The following is a 24,071-nucleotide window of genomic DNA, read 5'->3' as shown; positions in this document are numbered from 1 at the left end:
GGAAAATCGATGGTGGAGGCGATCCGGTCGATAGGAGTGACGGAAGTTACATACTACCGGTGGCGGTCCGAATTCGGTGGACTGAAGGGCGACCAGGTGAAGCGCCTGAAGGAACTGGAAGCGGAGAATGCCCGGCTCAGGCGAGCCGTTTCCGATCTCACGCTGGACAAGATGATTTTGGCCGAGGCCGCGAAGGGAACCTTCTAAGCCCCGCCCGTCGCCGCGCTTGCGTGGATCATGTGATCGATGAACTGAAGGTGTCCGAACGTCGGGCATGCCGGGTTCTCGGCCAGCATCGTTCCACACAGCGCAAGATCGCCAAGACCCCGGATGATGAAGCGGCGTTGACCGCAGACATCACGGCGCTCGCTCGTAAGTCAGGCCGCTATGGCCACGGGTTGATGATCGCATGGTTCTCAACGGAATCTCGCTGTGCATATGGTGCATCAGTTTATAAGTCTACGCTCTAACATTCCAAACGGATCACCCCATGGAGGCAGGCCACATCGTGACGATTTTCAAGAGGGTTATGCTCCCCCTTTGTATGGTATTTGCAGCCTTCATCGCAAGGCCGGACGTGCCGTTATCAGAGTCAGTTCCGACTGGAACATTGGGGTCATGCGCGTACAAGCCCTGTCGCTGGCGTCTGCCAGCAGTGCGCCCTGCTCGTTTCACGATTCTTGTCCATCGCAACCGCGCCATGTCCTCTGGATAACCCTGATTCGTCAAAGCCAGTAATCTAACTGCAAAAGCTGCTGCACATAAGCTGGAGGATTATTCGCTTCCAAATCCTCAAGGTTCTGCATGTCGACGGCATGAAGGAATTGCGCATGTTCGAGCGCTCCTTCAAAAAGGACATAATAACGAGGTGCCCGGCCTGTCATGGGGTCAGGTAAACCAAGATTTGGCAGGATTCGCTCCCTGTACAGGGCAACCGATAATGGAAAACTGTGATGGTGCAGCACATAGCATCGCTCACCTACACGAGGTCCGGTACGTTCGCTCGTAAAGCCAAGCTTACAAATATCGTATCGAAGTGGGGTCGACAGACCCCCGGAAGTCTTTTGACCATCAGTTGGTTGTTGCCCTGGCAAATATAATTGTTTCCAATCAGCCGGGATAATGAATTCGAGCGAAGCCACACCTTAGGAAGTATAGTAAGTTCGTATAAAATTTCCGCGATTTATTCCCCTACCTGCTTCAAAAACTGGTTCGCTCCAATAATTAAAATATTTTTCGAGGGATGGCATTGTGTTTCCTTCCGAGTACACTTTAAAATAAAGTAAGAAATTAATTTCTAGTTTATATGACAATATTCGTAAGCCTACGGAAAATAAAACCTCGATCAGGCACACCAAACTGAAAGGACTTGTTCACATGCGTAAAACTGGTTGCTTGAAACTATCATTTCCGGCCAGAATTAATAATATTATTATAACTTCAACGCTTTATCTCTTGCAGTGCAATATATATCGGCACTGCGATGAGGCACAGATTTTATTCATGTGCTCAGCTCTTCCCTCCACTGGGTAAATACCCTGGGTTCTATATAATTTAGCACAGTGCGGATATCAGCAACCATATGGCCACCCTTTCGGGTTTCTCCCCAGTGCTTACTGAATTTAGCCAGCCAGTCACCGTCAATGCGATCAGGACAACTAACAGGATATGGCTGCGCGTCGATAGGGGGTAAATCCAGAAGCTCTGCTCCACTGCGATAAATTCCCATTCTTCTATAAAAGTCAGCAGAAGAATTTACACTCGTGAGTGATATGGCAGACGCGCCCATCGTGAGCCCCTCCTGACATGCAAGATACATCAGAAGCGTTCCGGTGCCTGGATGGGGATTTATTGCATTCGGGATATTACGATGCCCCCTAACTTCTAAAAGAAAAAGCAATAGTCTAAAGCTCTTTCCATCATCATTCAATTCGCATCCGATTAAAGCAGAGCCAATTTTTCCAGCGCTCATAGCAGGATCTTTTAGCTTTATCTCCTTCAGTTCTGAAATGCCGTACCCAGTATCGATAACTACATTGAAAACCTTACCCGTCCTCAGGTTTTTAAAATGGCGCACAATTCCTCACAATTTAATAGTCGCAAGTGTCAGCTTGCTCGTGGCAACTTACGCCGTCGTCACTTTCACTTTGAACAAGAGTTGAGTATCAAGAGAAATATTTGGGAGCATACAGAAAAATCCTGAACCATAAAATATAATTACAAATAATGGTGATGTTCATTTTCAAAATCAATATCCAGCAATCCCTATTTCATCCCCGCTATGGATGGTGAATAGCATTTGAAATGCAATTTTCGCAATAATGACAAAGCATCTAGAGCGCTGATGCACGCAAGCAGGCTGAAACCCGGCTGACACATACGCTGCTTCAAACAGACTTGCTAGTGGTCTTTGTGGTTCCAGCATTTGCTCAGCGCTTGCGCTTGAACCAAGGGATGCAAATGTTGGAATCAGACCACCAGCTCCTTTAAGTTTGAGACGGCCTTTTACCCTGGACAAGGAGCTCCCATGAATATCCCGCTTTACGTCGCCACCAGTGATCCCGTCCTTAGAACGGTAGCAGCTCAGGTCGATTTCAAAGATATAAGGTCTGAGAATATTCAGACCGTCATCGATGACGTATTACGTGTGGCAGAAAAAGAGGTGTTCATTGCCGGATTGGCCGCTCCACAGATTGGCTATCCGCTTCAGATCATAGCTATGAACGACAAAGTGCGCTCGGTCGGAAAACCGGACTTTGATCCGAACCACAAGAACACATTTAGCATCTTCATCAATCCGCACATAGTTTCGCATTCTTCGCTATTAAAAGATGATCTGGAAAGCTGTTTCTCAATCCCGGGTCTCGTAGGCCGGGTTGCGCGATCCCAGCAAGTCAAAATAGTCGCGTATGATAGAAAGGGAAACCTGGTTACAATTGAAGCGGAGGGCTATTATGCGCGCGTTTTTCAACATGAAATAGATCATCTTCATGGTGTGATGTATCCGGATCGCATTTTCCATGACGATGAAAAATCAGAGAAATTACACTTTTTGTATGAAATTGACGATACGCCAGAGCACCAGGAAACCCGAAAGAGCGAGTATCGTACCAGGTTGTCTGAGTGGCATTCGCAACATGGCAGCCTCGACGGTTTCGTCTGGGATAGAACTGTGCACAAAGCGGAGTGGGACGCCATGGTTTTCCACGCAGATCCAAACCGGAAGGAATGAAAGATTTGTGCCAGTGCGGCAGGCAAGGTCCTTTTAAAGACTGCGATGCTTTGCTGTTCCTTGCATAATGCCCGGGGTGAGCGGACAATTTGCGAAAGCCCATCGTAGGCAGTCCATCCTGGGCAGTCCGGGCTTGCCGACAGGCAGTCGCCCGGGCTTGCTCAAAGGGATCAATATGTGCGCGCCAGATCTTCCGGATCCGGATACTGTGCGTGCAACGCCGGATTAACGAGATACGCGGCAGTCAGAGATTCCCTGAAAATGAGCCACGCCTGCTCGGCATTCAGCGTGCCTATACTTTCTTGCGAGCAGATGCGCTCAAAGAGGAAGTGGTTTGCAAATTGGCTCAGAGTTTTTCTACGCACAAGTTGCGGGAGAATGAGGTGACGGTAGTAGACAAGATCGATATCCACACCGGGATGGTCTCGCAGCGCATAGTGATTTTTAGTTCTGGCGAAACCCATAGTGGCAAGCCTTTCGTTCCCTGCAGTTGTCTTGTTCAAGGTCGGGCTGTCGGGGTTTCTGGCTAGCTCATTCACCCAAAGCCCGTTCCACGGGGTGCGTAAATTCATAAAGATCGCTGCTGCTTATCCGTATGTGTAGCGGGATTAAGAAAAGTCGCATCATACTCTTCGACCACATCCCCCATACGAGAAAGGGCGTCGAAATATTCTTGGTCAGCGTGGGCATTTTTTGCTCCTTGAAAAACCAGGCCCGCTATGATGCAGGACAATACCTCGTCATGTTGCAATCGCTACTGTTTCAATGGAGGCGATTTTCACCATCTGCATTTCACTGGTGCGATACTGGAGATTATTTTTAGGCCTTGTCCTCAGGGCGCAATGATGACCGGTTTTCGTATTGTTACGGATCTGCGTCCGATTGACCAGAGCGCATTCCGAAAAGTGTGAAACGCCTCCGCAGGGAAATCAGTCCACTGGACTGATTTCTGATCCTGCTTCGATCGGAAAAGATGCGCGTTAAAACAAAGGATTAGAGGGCCAATCTGATCCAGTCAGATCGGCCCTCTGGCTCAGCGGATTGGAAAGGCGACCAAGGCTATCAATGCAAGCGCTGTTCGCCCGTTGTCATGCCGATGATGAGAACGATCCCGGGCGAACAATGCAGAGAGTGAACGTCTGGCGGCAGATGAGCTATTTCAACGGTAGAAAAACTTCCGCTACGGCTTCATGCTCCGATATCTCCGGGAAAAAGCTCAATCTCTGGCAATAGACAGGGAAGTCGCGCGTTTCCTCTCCGCTAGCCGGGAGCCAGTCACGATAAAGACAAAGCGCCGCTGGCTCCAGGTTATCGGTGTTGCCAACAACACGTAACACTGCGCAACGTCCGCCAGGGATCATACCAGCTTTGATTTCAAAGCCTCTCGCGTCAATGGGTTTGTCTATCCCGACACAAAGGTCCACAGCATAATCGTCAAGCGACGCAGGGCGTCGCTCGGAACGCCAGATATTAAAGGTCGGATTTGTCCCGGGATGGAGGTTGGCTGCCTTACGCCAGGCGATGAACTGTTTTACGGTGGCACCAAGCGTTGCCGGATTACCCCGGTGCTCCATGATTGCTATCCGCGTCGAGGGAACTTTGCGGATTGTCACGTCATCAATTGTAAAAGTTTCAGGCATGAGCTTGCTCCTTGCATTGTTGAGGGGATCAAAGGCCGCCTGCCATAGCTCCCAGTCGGGGGAATTCCGGAAGGATGAAGGCGACTGCCGGAACCGTCGGCGAAAGACCCGAGCGAATGCGTCAGGGGTTTCATAACCAGCATCCATTGCTATGTCCGTAACACTTTGGTCATCCCTATAAGCGAGCCGGTAGGAAGCACGCTTCATGCGAGCAAGCTGGACATAACGATACAAAGACAGCCCGAAAATGGACGTGAACTGTCGGTGAAAATGAAACATCGAGAAGGCCGCGACACCGCTCAGCGTTTTCAAATTCAGTTCGCCATCCAGATGCCGATCGATATAATCGAGCACGCGCTGCATCCGCATATGATAGTTTTGAAGCCTCGGCTTCATCTTGCGCCCTTTCTGTGATCATGTCAGTTAGACGCATACAGGTATGGCTTGCCCGATCGATCTTGCGGCTTTGTCCAGACAGCCAAATATCCCTGGCCGTGGCGCTCGCGAACAAGACCGCGATAACTATCCGGGCGCTCCTGATGCGCCAGAACCGTATACAAAGATCGTTGCGGCTTAAATTTCCTGGACCAACTTCACGTTCTATATAGCGCACTGAAATGTAATGATCCATGCGGTCGGATTGGAGACGAAGCCCCCGGGGCGCATTGACCGATAAGCCTGATGATATGTCTCAGAAGCTTTTGAGGGAAAAGGCATTTTCTATGCTCCATCGACCCGGGAATGTGGGCCTGATTATCGATAAGAAAAGTTAACAGGCTGGCAACCATATCTATGCGACGTGATCAGCCTTATTCGAGGCAAGAGCAGTAAGCGCTTGCCAGCCGGCGCGCGAAGGGAAATGAGCCACCCTCGCCGTCTATAGGCGTTGCCCTCAAAATGGAGTGCCGATCTGGTAAGGAATGTTATCCAGGTTCATCCTGCCTCCAGGACCGGCGAACCAAAATATCGCAAGAAATTAACACGTGGACAATTCCTGCAATTCATAGGAGCGCAATCAGCGGCCGTTGTTGTGTTGGAAGCACGTGGTAGCGTTCACTATTGGGCGCGCGACTGTCCGACGGGTAGTCTTGATACCAAATTCAACCGCAATCCAGCTATCAGATCGCCTGGACGCCAGCGTACGGTTCCAACAGAGCCGCTTCTTTATTTTTGGCAGTCTTTGAATTCCGCTTTCATTTGATTTGTTGGCGGTTGTGAGAAGGTGACAACGTCCGGTTTTTCAAGGATCTTGCGGTTGCGCGCGAAATCCACAAATGCAAACCATGCAATTTTAATGGGCTTCAGCCTGTTATATGCATCGCAACATGTCTTCAGCGTAAACTCATAAGAGACATCCTGATCTCGTTTGGGCCAGTCGCAAAGGAAATAGATAGCATCTTCAACAGAAGTGATTTCGAGGACGCCGTGAAGCTTTTTGCGTACAAAAATGGGTTTATCAAAAACACCTTCGCTCATCAGAACCCCTCCCACCGGATGAATAATAACCGCTGAAATAAGAATATTCTTTTATTCAGGAACGTCGCATTCCCGTATCCGGGAAAAATCAATAAAAAATCTCATCATTGAACCTAAATATATCTCTATACGCAGCTTATCGGCCATACATCTCATAAACTAGATTTTCGGAAGATAGAATCCATATCTGATTATATATTCTGCTGCTCGAAATTCACCATGCGTCCAACCTTAACTTCTGGCTATAGTTACACAGGCTTTCCAATATATTCAAGCGATGAATAACTTTACCTGTTTCATATCAACAATATAAAGCTCTCGTCCTTTACAAAACAAGCCCCCTAAAGCTACCTCCTATGTCAAAAGTATAGCATTGGAGCGCGTCCCTTTCATGTTGAATCGTCTCCACATAATAAGAAGTAATTTTGAGCTCCTTGCGGGCCTGGCATTACGGTCGCCGAAAGAGGCCGGGAAACCTTCCTTCTTCCATTTGCAAGCTCCACCGACCGCAGATGCTCGCCACAGCAAGTATCTGCGCTCGACAATCGCGCAGGAAACTCCGCCGCGTCGATTATTGTGCCAACTCCAGTGCTCTTTTCGCCCATGTATTGCGCCACCTTCTGTGAGCGCGACGCTCGTCGAAGACGACGTCGTTAATCTCTATCGCAAAGAAGTACCGTTCCTACTCTGCACCGCCGCCGGTCGCGCATCAACCGGCCTAATCACACCTGGCGCTGCTGGGACAATCTCGACATCGGCAGCAATACCTGGACTGAGCGCATCGGCGTGCGGGGTTGCAGGTCACTTTGCTTGACAAACTGCGGCTCTCCCGGAATGCTAAGCTCTGGCAGAGTTTTTCATCGAATGGGCCTTCATCGGCGCCGGTCCAATCGCCCGTGATTTGAAGGGCACCGCGCTGGAAGTAGCCGCGGAGTGATGACCGATAATACGCAAAAGGCCAGTCTTTTTTGCGACTGCCGACTACACAACGAACTTCGGAGGAGCGCGCGCGTATCTGGGAAAGCAATATTGGTCTGAATTTAAAACGGTATTTAACGATGGCTGCTGGTGCCGGCCTGGTCATTGCAGGGAAAGGAAATACGATAATGGGCAGACTCGCAGATGATAAGCTTTCGAGAATTTGTGCATCTTTGAATATGTCCGAACAGGAACTGGCCTACGCGCTCGGCATATCGCGCGTCGCACTCAAGGCAATCGAACGTCCTGACGCGCCTCTTTATCTGCGTCTGGCGCTCGCAGCGCTGCTCTCGGGAATGGACCCTGACGACGTATTGAATGCTACACATTCGTCCCCCACAATCCACGTGCCATTGTATCTCTTGTCAAAACGGTAGACGCTCTCCATTTTTTGCACGAAGCACAATCTGGTCAAGCCTCGTTAGAAACCATCGATTCCCTGAAGCGTGGATTTGCGCTGCAATCGTTCACGCCCCCATTAAAACGCGTTTCGATCTGATGGAATCAGATCGGTGTTCTAATTCTTTATCTTAACGCGCATCTTTTCCGATCGAAGCAGGATCAGAAATCAGTCCAGTGGACTGATTTCCCTGCGGAGGCGTTTCACACTTTCGGGAATGCGTTCTGAAATAGCTAGCTTATAATTAGGATTGAGCCGGAGGCCGGAAAAGCCAACTGTATACCTTCCGCCACGCAGTGACAGGAGGCGTCAAGATGGAATTCGTTATGTTCAGATCGGCAATCCAAGATCTCGAATATGTCTATGTTCGCAAGGACAGTGTCCAGGCCATAGAACCAGACCCCCTTTCACCGACGCGCAGCCGGCTTTATCTTGCAGGCGTGTCCGCCCCCCTCGTTGTTGAAGAAACTCCTAAAGAACTACTGACTCACTTGCTGGGATGAAGACTGCCAGTTTTCGCCGTGCTCCATTGACTTTGGGCGTCCAATCCAAGCCGGGCGTTTTGCAGGAGTAAACTGTCATCTCATGTTCATGTGTGCAGGAGGGGCGGAATCCTCCGCTCTCATGAGCGATTCAGGTTTCCAGACATGAATAAACTACCCCGTTTTCACGAGGGTGGTCAATTATGCAGCCTGTGCACGGCGCTTGAGATAGCGGTCCGAACCGATGACTACCGGAGCTAACAAGCCGCCTGATAAGGCGCAGAATACTGTCCACAGTATTTTCGATCACGCCGTGAAAGCGGATTTCTCCATTCCGGCCGTCTTCGGCTACGGCGAACGCAATCGTGTCGGCGTGAACGTCAAGGCCGGTCCGGCCATGACTTCCTCGTGGGGGATGCTCGGCCGTGGGTCGTCGATGATGGCCTGAATTTCGGCGGCCGCCAACAGCTATAGGCGTCGTGCTGCTCGCATTGCTTCATGGCGATGCTCCCAGGGATTGATGACCTCAAGCCCGCAGGCTTCAAAAGGGCTTGTGTCACGGGTCGCCACCATCAGGCTGTGCGCGGCGGCCGTGGCCGCGATGTAGCCATCCGCGTTGCCGATGGCTTTGCCTTCTGCCCTCGCCATCAAGTCGGCATAGGTTCGGGAAGTGTCGAGATCGAAGGCCAGCACGCGGCCCGCAAAGGTCGGCAAAACCTCTTGCTCCAGCCGTTCCTGGTAGATCGTGCGGCGCTTGCCCTCGGGCATCGCCGTAAGGCCATAGCGCAGCTCGGCTACGATGATAGCGGACAGATAGAGGGTTTCGACGGCCTGGGCGTCAATCCAGGCCAGCACGTCGGGATTCGGCTCGACCTTCCACAACTCGGAAATGACGTTGGTATCGAGAACGATCATTCAAATCTCATCGGCTCGGCCGGTGTCTTGTCGCGGAGCTGGTTGAAGCTCTCGGCTTCGGCATCGGTCAACCCTCCCCCCTCGCGGGCGATAGACGCCAGCAGCGAACCGAGCTTGACGCGCTGAGGCGGCCGGGCGGCGGTTTCCAGAATTTCGCGGATTTCCGCCTCGGTGCTGCGGCCATGATGAGCGGCACGCACGCGAAGCGCGCGATGCACCTCATCGGGCAAATTTCTAACGGTGACGCTCGCCATGACGACCTCCTTATTGAATCGACTTCAATGATTGCGTCATAGGACAAGTGATAGCATTCGGCAACGGTCTGAAAACGGTCGGTTCCAGCTCAGGACGAAATGACAGTGCGCCGGGAGATCGGCAAGGAATAGATGGTGCAAGTCCTGACAATGAAGGAGTAGCAATCCACATCGGCCCCCGAACCGTGCGCAGACGTTCGTGCTCGCGTTGGCGAAGCGTCGGCAGGAAGAATGCAGACCAGCCATTGAGCCACGAAATCGCCTCACCTCGAATGCCGACGCCGTTGTTAGGCGGCAGGCACATGGCAGGGTGCGCTATTGCGAGCGCCCGGCCAATCCGGCGCGGTTGTAGACCCCAGCATGCATGGAAGCTCTTTGAGCGGGAACCGGGAGATCTCCGGGCGGCCCCGATCTTCTATTGAAGACATGGAGCAAAAACAGCAGTCCAAAGGCAGCACAGCCGCAGCTTCTCCTGCCTGAATAAATTAATTGTAGCGAAGCCTTATACAAGCTTCCAATTAAACAAATTCATCTCCTGGAAAGAACAATCACTACAGATAATTTCATATTGATAATGTTATAGAACTATAAAAAGTGGGCACTAAGAGAAGCATTCATTTCTGTTGTGATCACGAATTGTTAAGCATCAGACCCCATAATGGGATACATTGCATCATCACGCCCCGATGCATATAGAGCCCGTCCGGTTTTGCTTCCATGTCCGGATGGGCTTTTTGTTGCAAGACGGTGATGGCGCCTCTTTGGGATCGCGTACTATTCGCCGTTCCAGCTCACCAAATCGTTCTGCATCGGCCCGGGTTACGCAACTGTTCTGCCGATCTTTTCCCCAAACCGCAAGTCCCGGCTTCACTCGTTCGCCCTTTGTATCTCTCATCTCCCTGGCCAAAGGCTGGACCGTCTCGAGTCCTGCCTGAACACTGTCCATCTGCCCCTCGGCATGGCATTGCAGCCGAACGCCGCCTCCTCGAACTGTTCGTGTAAACCGGCAGGTCAGTGCAGACGAATATTGAAATCAGGAAATCCACCGACGGCAGTTTTTGTTCTGGACCAAACACAGAACTGCACCCGCAAATTGAGTATCGGATTGGAATTTGTCCATAAGAGCGCGTTTTGGTCTGATTCAAACCAGATTGGCACTTTAAAGCAAGATTTAACGCACAACTATCCGAAAATCGTTTCAGATGGTACTTTTTGATAACATTCGATTAAATTTCAAAATTTGTATTTTCAATAGCCAAAATATTTAGTTCTATTTCTGCAATCTGGCGCATTTATGTCTATTTGGGGAAGCGCGTCGTATTTCACGGCCTCATCGATCAATCTTATCTGTTCTCTCCGAAGAGTCTCGGAAGACGGGCATACCGGTCGATTTTTTCGTCTTCTTTCACTACAAAACCTTTTTAAACTGCGCTTGTTGTTCTGGAGCGCCTGGTCTTTGCGATCCTGTTTGAGACAAGCGGTAATCACTCCATCTCTAATCACGGGCTCTCCTCAGGGGAATCCTCACAATATCTGTCTACGTCACACTGCCAACGAAAGACAGCACCGGGATATTGCGCCGATAAATGCGGCACTTGAATTAAAAAACAAAACCCCAAAAGAAAATAGCAGAAGGAGAGACAATTCAATCTCTCCTGCGTAAAATTCGGTGCAGCATTATATGTACATTCCATTTAAATCAATTGTTCCTGAAGTCTGGAGAGACGAAGCGCTACCAACCCGATCTCGCCGATCAGCAAGGGAAACGTATTGCACCGCTGTGACCGAAGCCGACGGAGCGGGGTGGAAGCATCCGGATGCTGTTGCGCACCATCCGGGCCGCGATCTTGATGCTTGATCGCGAGCAGGAACACCGTTTCAAGCGGTACATTGCGGCCGACATCTGCGACGGTGCTGAGGCACAACGCCCCCGATGCGATCCGGAAACTCCGACTATGGAGCAGTCAGCAGCCTGATTGGTCATGTCGCCTCCCCACAATATAGGGATAGGCAATTATGCGGAAATCGTGAAACATAGAAGTGTGCGCTTTAAAAGCATAGAATAACTGCTTTTCCAATGTCTGCGCGGAACGCACAAGGATTACTGCTTCCTCCATGGAAATTCTATACATCCTGATTAAAGAACCAATGGCAATTTTAACATCTCTCGATAGATCCATTTTTCTTTTATCCCAAGCGGAGGACTGCTTGCTCTACAGTCACTTCACCAAAATGGAGGCCGCCTGCACGATCCTGCAACTTCTCCCATCGATTTTTATTACGCCTATCCGATCCTTTTCTTGCAAAAGAAAATAATTAGTGTCATAATTACTTATATTGGAAGGGAATAATATTAGTAAATTCATATATTGCGGGAGCGCACATGATGATTACTCGCAAATATAACTCAGCGATTGATTCTGGCTTTCCTTATTCAAAAATGGATATTCTTTTCCTGGTAATCGGTTTTGGCCTCGCAGGGTTTAGCGTGATTTGTATCATTGCCAGCATGATATTGTATTTTAAAGCCCCCTATATGGATCAGGGAGACAAAAACCTTTCTGAGTTCAAATCTATAGTCCATATGGATGCCAGAGTGCCGAAGAGAGCGCCTTCGAATTTTTCGCAAATACCCCGGAACATCGTGCAGTCATCACCCTCTCAGGATTATAAATATGAGAGAAAGTAATAGCTGTCTCAAAATCAGGCAGTTTGTCCTTTTTCTTTCTATATTGCGAGGGGCAAGCATTGCCCCTGCATGGCGGCGGGTAAAGCCGCAATATTTTTACAACTTGGGAATTTCGATATGAATTTTTCAGCTTTGCTTGTTCCAGCTTTATTGACCGCTGGAATTGCGGGGACGCAGCAGCCAGCTCAGGCGACGCAAGCGATACACCAGGGTCCAATTGGCGCTGTTGTTGTCGGACGAGAACTGGTCCTGCCCGCACAATATGCACCACCTCCCCCCAACCAGGGCCGTTACGATCCCTACGCCCCGACGCCGCCTTCAATCGGCGGCGGTGCCGTGCCATTGCAGCCGCAACCCGGACCGGGCATTGGTACCGGGGCAACACCCGCTTCACCTCGAAATGACCCACAACGGCTGCGCCCCGACCAGGGCGCGCCATTCAAGCCGAGCGAAGATATTACCTGCTATCCGCGAGAGCGGGCCTGCTACAATCGCGGAGGACATTACATACATTCCTGGACGCGCAGGATGTTTTCCAAAAGGCGTTAACGAATGCTCCTTGAGCCGGACCGGCGCACGCGCCAGTCATGCAACCCTGTTGAAACGTTTGCCCGTGATTGTCGCGCTCCAACAAAGGGCCCAACCTGTCTCGCAGCGGTAGTGCGCGCCGCGAGACAGGTGTCAAAGTCTATGAGACGAAAGCTTTCATAAAATTCGCTTGTAAGGGTCACAATGAGACGCTCGACGACCTGCGTCGCGAAATCGCTTGCATATTGTCATGGGGGTTATGGGCGTCGCGTTCAGCAAGGTGCACGATCTTTTCATAATGCAAAACGCCCGTATAATTGCGTATCTTTTCGTTGGGGTGATTTTTCGTCCCTTCGAATGCAAAAAGATAGGGGAGCATCTGAGTTCGATAGGATGCGACCGTAATTGAGAAACTGTGCGGCCGAAGAACATAACTGCGTTCGCCATTGGGCCCAAAAATTCTCTCGTTCTGATCCGGTATGAAGCCCAGCCTTTCAATAACCGCTCTCAATGAGGCTGGCAAAAAAAATGGGTTCCCCTCCCCGCCGCTACACGGTGTTTGCCCTGGTAAATATAATTTCCTCCAGTTCGCTGGAATCAGGAGGCGAAGCGATAAGCCGCACCCATAAGCAAGATAGTGTTGAATAAACGGTTCACCTCTTAGTCCATTGAAATCAGGACTGCTCCAATAATCAAAATATTCTACTAAAGTGGGAAGGGACATTATGTGCTCCAGAGGCGAATATAAAACACCTTACGAGGTGGCAATGTCGCGTCACTATACCATTCTTGCTGTCGGGGTAATCGGCCTGGAATAAAATGTGACGTCAATCAACATGATAGCTGCTCCGGTATGAGGTGGATGATCGAGGCACCCCGCAAGGACCGGATGAAACGCTCTTCCTGTCAATTGGCAAGATTGAGGGCCAGTACCGGGCGGCGATAGACGCCACAAGGCGCAGCGGTGCAGATTTTCTCTGTGCGCCGGGCCCGAAAGGAGGAAATTGGATACTATGAAGGCAACTGAATGCGACAAGAAGTTCGACGCCGATGAGGATGCAAGCGGTGCAATCGAGTGATCCTGGAGCGCATTTCCGAAAAGTGTGAAACGCCTGCGCAGGGAAATCAGTCCACTGGACTGATTTCCGATCCTGCTTCGATCAGAAAAGATGCGCGTTAAAACAAAGGATTAGAGCGCCGATCTGGTCCAGGCAGATCGAAACGCGCCCTGGACGCGGCCCCTCGGTCTAACACGGCATCTCTGATTAAGCTGTGGGGCGCTGAGCGCCTTCAGTAAATTGTCCTGAGTGGCCCTGTTTCTGCGTGAAGCGGTTTGTGCCGACCTGCTCGCGCCTGCGGCGAAAGCAGATCGCATAGCCGTAGCGCAGCAGCATCTGCACGCCACATCCGGTGATGGCAAAATGTCGATCGATAACAACATTCCCGAATGTGATATCAGATTTTGCAAGCCGCCAATATAGCAATCAATGCAAGCGGAAATCACGTTTAAAACACATAGTTTTATGAACATAACTTCAATGAATGCGTACAGTCGCCAAACAAATAAATCTCGATGAAAAAGACAATTGTTGGCGACCGATTAACGCATTTCCTTGAAGAAACGCTTATTGTGCTTCCGCACAATACTTGATGATCTCACCTTCGATGACCGTGCCGCCTTCCTGGCCTTGGATGATCAATTTTCCCTTACCAGGGCAATCAATCACAAGTGTCGCATTAGGGTCGAGGGGTGTATCTGCATAAGCCGTGGCCACGGCAAAATAGGACGACAACACAACAGAAGATGCCAGAACGATCTTTTGCATAATTCTCTACCTTTTAAAAATGGAGCAATCTCTCGGATTACGTGGCCAGTATGACGCAATATGTATTTGGCGCACCTGCCACTGTGAGCTACCTATAAATTGGAAATCAATCAACAAGGTGCGCCAAAAAGTCGAACCACGCTCGATGCAGCACGGTTGAGCGCGTTTGCCCGCGACGAGTGCGGGATCGGTGACTGCCCCTTACGAAATTGCTGCAACGCTATGAGAGCGACAAGGCGAGAATGGCTGTGAATTCAGGCCCCGGCTATGACGTTTGCAACGAAATCGCCCTCTATGGTGCAATCTGCAAAAAAAGCCGCTTGTCACACAGGTCCGCCCCTCGCCATCAAACAAGCCAGTAGTCTAACCGCAACAGTTGCTGGATATAGGCCTGCGGATTGTTAGTTTCTAAAGCCTCCAACTGCAACATGTCGGCTCGATAAAGAAATTGCGCATATTCGTGCACTCTTTCAAAAATTCTTTCATCAGCCGTAGACATGCCCGTCTTAGAGTCGTAGCAATTCAGACGCGGCAATATTCGTTCTTTGTACAGAGCAACCGATAACGGATAGCTATGAGGGCGCAGTATATACCGGCGCGGTCCTTGATGGAGACGAGTTCCACCGTATTGTTGACTGGATCGAAAGCCTAGTCGACGGATTGCGCTTGACAAAATTTTCGGTAAGGCCCCGGGTGTTTCTTGTCTTCCGGTCTGTGGTTGTTCCGCCAGATATAATTGGGTCCAGTCAACCGGAATGAGGAGCTCCAGTGAGAGCACCAGCTGGTCCGTATAATAGGGACGAATGAGCGGCCCGCGATTTATGCTTCTGTCGTTTTCAATGGCTGGCTGGCTCCAGTAATTGAAATATTGCGTAAGTGATGGCATAACTTTTCCTAACTGATGCTTCAAATTTACCGCAAGGCAATTTTGCGCTCGGCCGTGCAAGCAGGGTTAGGTTAACGGCTCTCGAAGCCCAGCCGTTTAGGCCACCCATTACACCAACAGATCGCAAATATCCGCCTACTCACCAGGCGCATCGCAAGAGCCTGATATCGTTACATTCATTATGATTCAGGCTCTGAGGTTGGCCAGGTAAGAATAATTGCCTCCCTTCCTGCGGAATTATCAATTCAAGCGATTGCACGCCAAACTCAGCGGGAGTGGTAGGGCCGAAGAAGCGGATCGCGAACCTTCTGGCCGTTGAGAAAAACGGGCTCACTCCAATAATTGAAATAGTCTTTTGTGGTTGGCATATAACCTCCTATAGTTTCGTCACCAAAACTGTAAACGAAATGAAACGATGGTGTAGTAGCCATCCGGCATGCGTTGCTTCATCATGATTGGCCAGGGTGACTTGAGACCCGATTGATCCCGGGTGTTTGGGAGAGACTTTGATTTCCAATTTGGCCATAAGCGATCTAGTTTTCCATAATATTGCTGCCATTCGCAAGCGTCCAGCCGTCGCGTACAATCCGCGTCGTGACCAGGCCGGGGCCAGTGAGTGCAGCATTTAAGCATTTTGATATAACGGTCGATACCTAAAAAATTCCGAGAACAGGACGGCGTAGTCGGGCTAATATAGGATAGGCACATATTCGAGATTCTTAATAGAATTGAAGCCAGCAGCCTTGCTTTACAATATATTATGACTTTAATTATCATATTTAAGTTATTGTTTTATGAGCAGATAGCTTAATGATGGCCATATTGTGGGCTTTTTTTCGTCGAAATTTGAAGTTACAGAGCGGGAGTTTTTAAAAAGGACTCTTTATGAAAGTTTTTATTTCCACAATTGCCGCTGTTGCCGCTCTTTCTTGTGTTTCCGCAGTGGCTGCACCCCAGACACAACAGGTAAAAACCACGCAGCTTGGCCTTCTCAGGTGTGAAGTCGAAGGGGGCGTGGGTTACATTGTTGGATCGAGCAAGGCCGTAAAATGTGAATTCTCACATCGGGACGGAACCGTCGAAAAATATAAAGGCCGCCTGGGTAAGCTAGGGCTTGATATCGGAATCACCGGCAAATCCTATCTAAAGTGGATGGTAGTCACGTCTGCGGGTCATCGCGTCGGCGACGCAGCCCTGGAAGGAACCTATGCAGGCGTTTCGGTTGGTGGCGCTTTCGGGCTTGGACTTGGGGTGCACGCTTTGGTTGGCGGTTCACACAAGCAGATCGGCCTGCAACCGTTCAGCACCGCCGGCACGACGGGAGCCAATATTGCTGCCGGTGCGACGAGCCTGACACTGAAGGCTGTCAACTAACACCCAGCTGCCAAACTTACAGGCAATCGGGCCTGTAAAGCGTCAATCAACCTGGCGTGATATGTTCTCAGGTTGATTGACACTCTACCATCTGTTTTCATGCATTATATATATATATATATATCGAAGCGGGACCGGAAAGCAGCCCTGGAGACTGTTTTCCCGCGCAGGCGCTCCTCCCCTCTCGAAAGCATGTTCGCAGGTCGCGATAAAAGACAGCAGACGGTCAACTGCCATGATGGTAGACTTCACCCAATGCGCCAACGATCGTGGCGACCGTTGCAAGATCATCGCGAAAGTCGGACAGACCGGCTCCCTTCGTGCCATGATACCGGATCGCTCAGGTGGCGGTACGGATTCAAGAGCAACGCTGCCTGTCGCGACCTGCCAGTTTGATTTTCCAGTGCGACATCTGTGAGAATGTAGCGTGCGATCACCGTTATCATCTGCGGGATGCGATCCACGGGTCCGTTAACGCCGACGGAATGCGTGAGCGTCGATATATCTTCAGGATGTCACACGGGTTTGCCCCATGAGAGCCTCATATTCCCGGTCGATAATCGTCCAGGACGGCACGAAACTGGCGCCTCTTCCTGGCAAGGGTGTCCAGAGCTTTGAACTGCATCATTCATATCGACAAGGTGCCGCGCCTGTCCGTCCTCATCTCTCCGCTCTGCTCAACCGGAACGGCGATTGATTTATGCTAGAAATACCATTTGGCACCATAGCGAAACATAATCAGGGCAAGCGTAACAGTGATCGCACCGCCGATACGCGAGGCAATCTGGGCAAAAGGCATCAATTGCATGCGATTGGCGGCCGTAAGAATGGCAATATCACCTGTGCCACCTTGTCCGCTATGACAACCATTTACGATCGCTATATCGATCGGATGCGCATCGACAAAGCGTGCTGTAGCAAAACCTGCACCAATCAGAGAAGCCACAGTTGCAAACACCGTTACGACATTTGAAATATTAAGAGCGCGTACAAAAGGCTCCCAGGGCGTCAAGGCAATACCCATCGCAAAAAGCAGTGGCCAGGTCACTATTGAAGAGAAGAAAACATAGAGCGTTCTGCTCGCACTCTCCAGGGTGGGGGAGACCAAGTTTGCGGTTTTTGCTGCGGCTACAAGGAACAGCATGGTAATCGGTGCGGGAAAATCGCAAAGCCTCTGTAGCATAACGCCAATTAAATAGTAGGCGACAATTGTCACGCCGGCCCCACCAATTGCAGCGGGCGAAACGGTTTCATATGGCTTGGATTGCTGCATGACTATATGATTTTCATCGCGTAGCAGTTGCCCTTCACCCGTCAGATGGGGGAATTTCTTGCCAAGAAGATTGAGAAGTCCGCACAGCAAAACTGCCATAAAACTTCCCAGCATCACAATTGGTAATAGCTGCGCAAAGATCTGTTCGTGTGATTGCCCCAGGGCCCAGGAATAGCCAGCCGATAAGGGAATAGCACCTTCCCCCACCCCACCAGCCATAATCGGCACGACAACAAAGAAGAAACTATGCGATGCACTCTGGCCGGTTGCTATACCTGCCAAGGTACCGACAATCGTAGCGACCACTGAGCCACTGAAGAGAGGGAGGAAAATTTTGAGACAACCCGAGATGAGCGTATGGCGATCCATACACAATATGCTGCCCACTATAATCACGGCGATGTAAAGATAGAGAAAGTTGGAGGCTTTCATAAAATCATTGACGGAGGCGAGAACTCCAACGGGTATAAGGCCCGCATAGGCTGATGCAGACGGTATTACAAAAGCAAGGATCGTTGCACCCCCTGTGCGTCCGAGAAGAGGTGCCCGCCGTGCAACCTCCATGAAAAAAAAGCCCCCCGTTGCAAGAATGGCAATCGACATTGTGAGGTCTGAGGGAACGCGCCCTGTTGCAGAAAAAAAGCCAATAAGCAAAACAAGAACTATATAAGCCGGGAGTGGGACGACACCAATCTTTAGATTGGTCAGTATGGAGAGCAACTTCCCTTGTTTCGCATGGAATGTATTTAATGTTTCGTAAGCATCTGCCGAAATTTTTGTCGGCGCTGTATTTTCCGAAGGGCTTCGCTCGAACATTTATTTCCTCTAAACAAGCGGCAATTTAAATATCGTTCTGCTTTTAAATACAAAATTTAAATATAAAAGACGATCCTGACACAATTTTTATGCCAAACAATACCCAATTATTTGTGAGGCTTACCAGTTTGTCCGCACGGCCGCCCCATCGAGAGATCAATAAAAGGGCGCAATTGGGCACAACAAAGAGTGTATCGGCGTCCACTTTTACGACAAGCGCTTTTCTTGCGAAACCGTTTCCTGGACACCCTGGAAAGAGGTGTAGCTTTCCAGAGCGTAGCGATCCCGAGAAACGTGAAACGCCTCCGCAGACTATCCACTGGACTGATTTCTGATTCTGCTTCGATCGGGAAAGATGCGCATTAAAACAAAGAACCAGAGCGCCGATCTGATTCAATCAGATCGAAACGCGCTCGCCCTGATATATATGCTAGCAATTACTTGGTTTTGCATACAATTAAGAAAGCTGTAAATTGGCCGAACGCTAGCGACAACCTCCCGGACAGAAGCGCTCCATTGGGAACACAATCGAGCGCTTGCCATCTGCTGCTCGAGATCTTGCGGCTTTCCAGCGTGAGTGCTTGAGATGACTATATTCATCCAGGCAACAAAGAACATGAAATCCGATGGCTGGCGCAATAGCCATAACCAAAAAATGATTCATAACCTCGTAATGGGACATCCTTGTAGCAGCGGGAAGGAACAAGGTCTTCAATCATTATGAAGGGCCTGAAGTTTCTGGAGAGTGGAGGTTTCTGGTGCTAATCAAGCTTAAAAAAACACGTTCACACCTTGAAGACAGAAAGCTTGCTCTTTGGCTGGCGACCCTGGCGGGACTATTGAATGCCATGGCTCTTGGCGCCTTCGGTTTTTTCCCTTCTCATATGTCAGGAAACGCATCGCATATTTCCAGGGAAATATCAGCGCTACATCTCAACGAGATCCTTTTTCTGGGATCTATAATTATGAGCTTTGCTACCGGGGCCATATGTTCCCGTTTGATAGTTGTATGGGGTGCAGCCTACAATAACCGTTTGATTTTTTGTCAAATTCTTTTGCTGGAGGGCGGCATCCTGACCGGTGTTTCCGTTTACGAAGTCTTTTTTTATTCAGCCAGCAGCAACGGTAAAATGATCCTTATCCTCAGTGCATTAATGGGAATGCATAACGCTATATCAACGCAGCTCTCCAATGGCAGGGTAAGGTCAACCCATATCACAGGGGCAATTACAGATGCTGGGATTTCCCTGGCATCGCTTTTGTCGGCCTTTTTTTGCAGACATGACGGTAAGGAATTCGATACACAAGTACGCCAGTTAACCACTCATTTAATCACGATATTCTCTTTTTCAAGCGGCGCGATAGCAGGTCTTGTATTATTTAAATGGCTGAGCTTCCAGTCAATGGCTGCTGTCGGGATGACATTGACTGGATTAGCCATGAGTTCCATGCTTGTGGTAAGACGACATGTGAATAGCATAGGTAAACTTAAATGCCGTGCTGACATCGTACAAGGCCGGGAACTTCAAACCTAGCGGCGAACATTACAAGTGTGTGTACATTCCGGCCGTCCGGGCATCGCTCATCATGTTAATGGGTTGCTGACTGCTCCAGACGGTCTCGAAGATGAAGGACTGTCAGGACTCGTTGGGAAGGTCCATGCTTCATTGAAAGGAAGCATGCATGACGCAGTCTCCCCAGTGAAGTTTATGGTGACGCCCCCTGCACTACTCCCGCGCCTCGATCAGTGTGCCATCTCGCCAGGCAAAGCCATAATCTCTTCATAGTGTCATGTCCATGACCCCGAGGGGCGTAGTGCGTCCGAATATTCCCACGATCTGGCAGGCAGGCGGCCGGGATTGTCGTTGCCATCCATCAAATCTCCTTCGTGCAAAGCCACTTCCTGGTCCCGAACGCCATAATAGACGCTGATGATCGTCACGGTGTCATCCACAACTTCAACCAAAATCGCCACGCTCAGGCAAACTGCGTGCGCTTGTCGGCAAGGTGCTGGCGTAGCTGGACAACGCTGAACGCCGGGCTCGGGTCGGACTTTAGTTATCATAGGCGTTCATTCTTGGGAAAGAGTGCGCTTCAAAACAACAGTAGCACTGATCTCATCCAGCCGAATCGAATGCGGAGTTGATACGCCACACGGAGTCGGCTCGCGACTGAACCATCCAACCAGGAATAATAGCGACACGGGCGCCGCCAGCATTGACTATCAAATGAACTTCATCCAATGATTAACTCGCTAATAAGGACCAGAGCTATGTCGTCACTAGAATAATATTTTTAATTTATGGAGCGAGCCTGCCAGCCTGAAATAGAGAGCAGCATGAATGCATGTGCGAAAATGGTGATTTTTTCGCGTGCCGGAGCGTACTTAAAGCTGCGTAAGCACCAAATGTAGAATTGCCATGTGCAGCCACACAGAACGATATTGCAACGAGCTCTAAGCGCGAATGATGACTGCGAAGCGTTGTTCGTTCCTATCGTAGGGGTAATGACATATTGTCGCCGGGACCTGTTGTCTATACGCTGAGAGGCTTACTCCCCAGGACGGGCATTCCGCTCTTGCTATAAGAGTATTATTGGCGGCTTCAATGAGTGCTCCTCCAACAGGCATGGTGGCTTTGTTTTGTGTTGCATCCTCGCAGTTGTGATATTTATGATCATACAAACACAATCCCCATTTGCTCGCATTCGCGGCAGCGGTAACTTCGAGAGATGATTTTTATCAAATTCAGCGTCAATATCATCTTATCGGCCTCCGAATGAAAGGTGATTGACCTGTTCATAATAAACGAAATGAAGCCATTTTCTTAAAATTATTTTTATTTTAAAAATCCGAATGGGGCGATGTGAGAGCGTTTAGAGATCTGAAATCGGGTATGATGTGCAGTTTGAATATTGGACCCGACGACATTGACCCAGAGTTTACAAAACTGGAACTCCTTTGGCTCGGTCCCACCGAAAAAAATATTGGGCGCGTTTTATTTCGAAACATACGGGATCGCTTTAACGAAACCATCCTGGAAATCGATCTTTTACTCGTTAATGGGCACTTCAATAATCCCACTGCAAAAAACCCTCATCCCGGCGTCGGAACACTTCTAGTATATCTCGCTTGTCAGGAAGGACTGAAAGTGGGAGCCCGTGTCTTAACCCTCTATAGTCTACTCGGTTCTGTCGGCTTTTACAGACGAATAGGTATGCATCGCACCGGCGTAATCGTAACCTATCCGGATATGCCTTTCATCGCCGCGCAGCCCAACCCTGCGGGACGCCCCAGCCCCATCGACCGTAAATGGCTCAATGAATTCAATAAACATTGGGAAAATACACGAAACGGGGGAACCATGGTTGCAGAGATCCGCACCGTGCTTGGATATATCGAGCATAAAATATTTACTCAGTGGCAAGAAGTGACCATTTAAAGCGGCTTCAGCGAAAGCGAACCCAATCTCAAGTTCAACGCTGGCGGCGATGCGCGCACCCGGGTTACCCCGGGGAGCAAAGCCGCACCTTATGAAATCTCCGCAACCGCCGACAATTATCCCCTTCTCGCGATATTCACGCACGTACCCGCCGGTGACTTCATGCTTGAAGCATCTTTGCCGATACCCTTTACAGTTCCACAAATCGGAAACCGGTAAACATCAAGCGGACAACGCCCCGATCTGCTTTTTGGCTTCACCTCTTTTCATCACTGATGCTGAAACCTGAATCAAAAAGCGGTATATGGGCGCGAAACGGTGATTTTCGGGTTCCAGAGCTGAGCGTACTAAAGGTATGCAAGCACCAGAATGTAGAAACTGTCTTTTGCAGCCATACAGGGGCAACTTTTGGAACAGGCTCGGAGACAGTAACTTTTGGGGAGTTGATTTTCGTCAAATCCAGTCGCCATTTCGCTTGTAACGGTCCCATGCTGTCGGAGGAAAAGGCGATGAAGCCATTTATAATCAGCTACCTTTCATAAAATTATTGTATTCTCAATTTAAATATGAGGCGATGTGAGAGCGTTTAGAGATCTAAAATCGGGCATGGTGTGCAATTTGACCATTGGACCCGACGACATTGACCCAGAGTTTACAAAATTAGAGCTCCGTGAGCCGTGTCCGGCAGATAGCAATATTGGGTTTATTTCATTTCGGAACATACAAAATCACGCTAACGAAACCATCCTGGAAATCGATCTTTTACTCGTTAATGGGCATTTCAACAGTCCCACTGCAAGAAACCCTCATCCTGGTGTTGGAACGCTTCTAATATACCTTGCCTGTCACGAAGGTCTGAAGCTGGGTGCCCACATCCTGAAGCTCTATAGCTTAACTGGACCTGCCGGATTTTACAGACGGATGGGTATGTATCGCACCGCCGCCACGTTTCTGGATCTGCCTCCCGTCGCCGCGCAACCCGATTTTGTGGGACACCCCGCTCTCCTCAACCGGGAGTGGCTCAATGAGTTCAGTCCACATTGGAAAGAGACCCGAAAAGGAGGAACCATGGTTGCAGAAATCCGTACCGTGCTTGGATATATCGAGAACAAAATATTTTCTCAGTGGAAAGAAGTGACCATTTAAATGTGAGCATTCAGGAATGCGCCCGTTCGGAGCCAATGTGGGAGAGCGACGTAACAACAGCTCATATCCTCGGTGATTTCGTGCCTGAGGCTTAGCTCGACTTGTACAAAATTTGCATTGATTTGATAGGTCGCACCGGGCCTCTTCGATGAATTAATTCGCCGCAGGCACAGACCATGCGCCGTACATCTGACTGGAATCGAACCGATGCCTGACCAGAACAAACGAACGCAATCATCCGTCAGGCGATGCAGTTCCTCATCGTCTTCAACAATGGCTGGAGCCTTTTCGTTTCGGCTTCACAGTCTCACCTCGAGCCATCCGCTCGTCCTTGGCTTTTATGCACTACGGCCACCCGGAAAGAACTGTGATATCGTGTCTGCGGATCACTGGTCGCGCCAATATGACCAATTTACTGCAGTCTCTCAATCGTGCGCGATGGAATCCGCGCTTATTGGCAATGCGTCTCTTATCCATTATTGTAGAAAATTGTCATGAGCATCCGCACAGGACGACTTTTGGACAGAGTGTGAGGTGATACTCGAAATCGCTCAGCTTGGGCCTGCAAACTGTCATCCCGCCAGAACGCGCTTGAGACAAGCCCCGTCAAAATGTCAGAGCCTGAATCATAATGAATGTAACGATATCAGGCTCTTGCGATGCGCCTGGTGAGTAGGCGGATGTTTGCGATGTAGATCCACGCTTCGGAAGAAGCG

The 24,071-nt window shown here is 49.8% G+C and carries 19 protein-coding genes and 1 pseudogene; 9 read left to right on the top strand and 11 right to left on the bottom strand.

Annotation, left to right across the window (positions count from 1 at the left end; translation table 11 throughout):
- A pseudogene (locus tag ACTJKP_RS22810) lies at window positions 1-395 on the top strand (transposase); the annotation flags it as partial.
- A gap of 330 nt (window positions 396-725) precedes the next feature.
- Here ACTJKP_RS22810 and ACTJKP_RS22805 read toward each other — a convergent pair.
- Both ACTJKP_RS22805 and ACTJKP_RS22800 read right to left on the bottom strand, forming a co-directional pair.
- Complete coding sequence (locus ACTJKP_RS22805; protein WP_440632289.1) at window positions 726-965, bottom strand: hypothetical protein; 240 nt, start codon at window positions 963-965, stop codon at window positions 726-728.
- A gap of 536 nt (window positions 966-1,501) precedes the next feature.
- Window positions 1,502-2,077 (bottom strand): hypothetical protein, encoded by a 576-nt coding sequence (locus tag ACTJKP_RS22800; RefSeq protein ID WP_440632288.1) that lies wholly within the window; start codon window positions 2,075-2,077, stop codon window positions 1,502-1,504.
- A 450-nt stretch (window positions 2,078-2,527) separates the two neighbouring features.
- Between ACTJKP_RS22800 and ACTJKP_RS22795 the strand changes: the two genes are divergently transcribed.
- On the top strand, window positions 2,528-3,232 hold the full coding sequence (locus tag ACTJKP_RS22795) for a peptide deformylase (protein WP_440632287.1): 705 nt from the start codon (window positions 2,528-2,530) through the stop codon (window positions 3,230-3,232).
- Between the two features lie 170 nt (window positions 3,233-3,402).
- On the opposite strand, the gene ACTJKP_RS22790 is transcribed toward ACTJKP_RS22795, so the two are convergent.
- The 3 genes from ACTJKP_RS22790 to ACTJKP_RS22780 form a co-directional block, all read right to left on the bottom strand.
- On the bottom strand, window positions 3,403-3,804 hold the full coding sequence (locus ACTJKP_RS22790) for a hypothetical protein (protein ID WP_440632286.1): 402 nt from the start codon (window positions 3,802-3,804) through the stop codon (window positions 3,403-3,405).
- A 582-nt stretch (window positions 3,805-4,386) separates the two neighbouring features.
- Window positions 4,387-5,268 carry an AraC family transcriptional regulator gene (locus tag ACTJKP_RS22785; protein ID WP_440632285.1) on the bottom strand — a complete coding sequence of 294 codons (882 nt, stop codon included), beginning with the start codon at window positions 5,266-5,268 and terminating at the stop codon, window positions 4,387-4,389.
- Window positions 5,269-6,036: 768 nt separating this feature from the next.
- A complete protein-coding gene (locus ACTJKP_RS22780; protein WP_440632284.1) occupies window positions 6,037-6,348 on the bottom strand; it encodes a DUF982 domain-containing protein in 312 nt (103 codons plus the stop codon).
- A gap of 1,058 nt (window positions 6,349-7,406) precedes the next feature.
- Here ACTJKP_RS22780 and ACTJKP_RS22775 point away from each other — a divergent pair.
- Window positions 7,407-7,703: a hypothetical protein gene (locus tag ACTJKP_RS22775; protein ID WP_440632283.1), complete on the top strand. Its 297-nt coding sequence runs from the start codon at window positions 7,407-7,409 to the stop codon at window positions 7,701-7,703.
- A gap of 337 nt (window positions 7,704-8,040) precedes the next feature.
- The gene (locus ACTJKP_RS22770; protein WP_440632282.1) at window positions 8,041-8,229 is read left to right on the top strand and encodes a hypothetical protein; all 189 of its coding nucleotides are present in this window, start codon (window positions 8,041-8,043) and stop codon (window positions 8,227-8,229) included.
- Between the two features lie 327 nt (window positions 8,230-8,556).
- Here ACTJKP_RS22770 and ACTJKP_RS22765 read toward each other — a convergent pair whose 3' ends face one another.
- The 3 genes from ACTJKP_RS22765 to ACTJKP_RS22755 are packed head-to-tail and all read right to left on the bottom strand — an operon-like array spanning window position 8,557 to window position 9,377.
- A complete protein-coding gene (locus tag ACTJKP_RS22765; RefSeq protein ID WP_440632281.1) occupies window positions 8,557-8,673 on the bottom strand; it encodes an antitoxin PaaA2 family protein in 117 nt (38 codons plus the stop codon).
- A gap of 3 nt (window positions 8,674-8,676) precedes the next feature.
- Window positions 8,677-9,123 (bottom strand): type II toxin-antitoxin system VapC family toxin, encoded by a 447-nt coding sequence (locus ACTJKP_RS22760; protein ID WP_440632280.1) that lies wholly within the window; start codon window positions 9,121-9,123, stop codon window positions 8,677-8,679.
- Window positions 9,120-9,377 carry a FitA-like ribbon-helix-helix domain-containing protein gene (locus ACTJKP_RS22755; RefSeq protein ID WP_440632279.1) on the bottom strand — a complete coding sequence of 86 codons (258 nt, stop codon included), beginning with the start codon at window positions 9,375-9,377 and terminating at the stop codon, window positions 9,120-9,122. Before ACTJKP_RS22755 ends, ACTJKP_RS22760 begins: the two co-directional genes overlap by 4 nt.
- 2,383 nt (window positions 9,378-11,760) lie before the next feature.
- On the opposite strand from ACTJKP_RS22755, the gene ACTJKP_RS22750 reads away from it, so the two are divergent.
- Window positions 11,761-12,066: a hypothetical protein gene (locus tag ACTJKP_RS22750; protein ID WP_440632278.1), complete on the top strand. Its 306-nt coding sequence runs from the start codon at window positions 11,761-11,763 to the stop codon at window positions 12,064-12,066.
- 2,153 nt (window positions 12,067-14,219) lie between these two features.
- Here the strand turns inward: ACTJKP_RS22750 and ACTJKP_RS22745 are convergent.
- Entirely contained in the window at window positions 14,220-14,420 is a 201-nt protein-coding gene (locus ACTJKP_RS22745; RefSeq protein ID WP_440632277.1) for a hypothetical protein, read from the bottom strand.
- A gap of 346 nt (window positions 14,421-14,766) precedes the next feature.
- Entirely contained in the window at window positions 14,767-15,306 is a 540-nt protein-coding gene (locus tag ACTJKP_RS22740; RefSeq protein ID WP_440632276.1) for a hypothetical protein, read from the bottom strand.
- 885 nt (window positions 15,307-16,191) lie between these two features.
- Between ACTJKP_RS22740 and ACTJKP_RS22735 the strand changes: the two genes are divergently transcribed.
- The gene (locus ACTJKP_RS22735) at window positions 16,192-16,680 is read left to right on the top strand and encodes a DUF992 domain-containing protein (RefSeq protein ID WP_440632275.1); all 489 of its coding nucleotides are present in this window, start codon (window positions 16,192-16,194) and stop codon (window positions 16,678-16,680) included.
- A 703-nt stretch (window positions 16,681-17,383) separates the two neighbouring features.
- Here ACTJKP_RS22735 and ACTJKP_RS22730 read toward each other — a convergent pair.
- Window positions 17,384-18,769: a 2-hydroxycarboxylate transporter family protein gene (locus ACTJKP_RS22730; RefSeq protein WP_440632274.1), complete on the bottom strand. Its 1,386-nt coding sequence runs from the start codon at window positions 18,767-18,769 to the stop codon at window positions 17,384-17,386.
- Between the two features lie 758 nt (window positions 18,770-19,527).
- On the opposite strand from ACTJKP_RS22730, the gene ACTJKP_RS22725 reads away from it, so the two are divergent.
- From ACTJKP_RS22725 to ACTJKP_RS22715, 3 genes are all read left to right on the top strand, one after another.
- Complete coding sequence (locus tag ACTJKP_RS22725; RefSeq protein WP_440632273.1) at window positions 19,528-20,304, top strand: YoaK family protein; 777 nt, start codon at window positions 19,528-19,530, stop codon at window positions 20,302-20,304.
- Window positions 20,305-21,675: 1,371 nt separating this feature from the next.
- On the top strand, window positions 21,676-22,209 hold the full coding sequence (locus tag ACTJKP_RS22720; RefSeq protein ID WP_440632272.1) for a GNAT family N-acetyltransferase: 534 nt from the start codon (window positions 21,676-21,678) through the stop codon (window positions 22,207-22,209).
- 618 nt (window positions 22,210-22,827) lie between these two features.
- Entirely contained in the window at window positions 22,828-23,355 is a 528-nt protein-coding gene (locus ACTJKP_RS22715) for a hypothetical protein (RefSeq protein WP_440632271.1), read from the top strand.
- Window positions 23,356-24,071: the final 716 nt, after the last annotated feature.

Source organism: Brucella sp. 22210 (assembly GCF_052045675.1).
Taxonomy (GTDB): domain Bacteria; phylum Pseudomonadota; class Alphaproteobacteria; order Rhizobiales; family Rhizobiaceae; genus Brucella.
The sequence above is the reverse complement of the archived record's forward strand: the minus strand, read 5'-3'. Positions and strand labels throughout refer to the sequence as shown.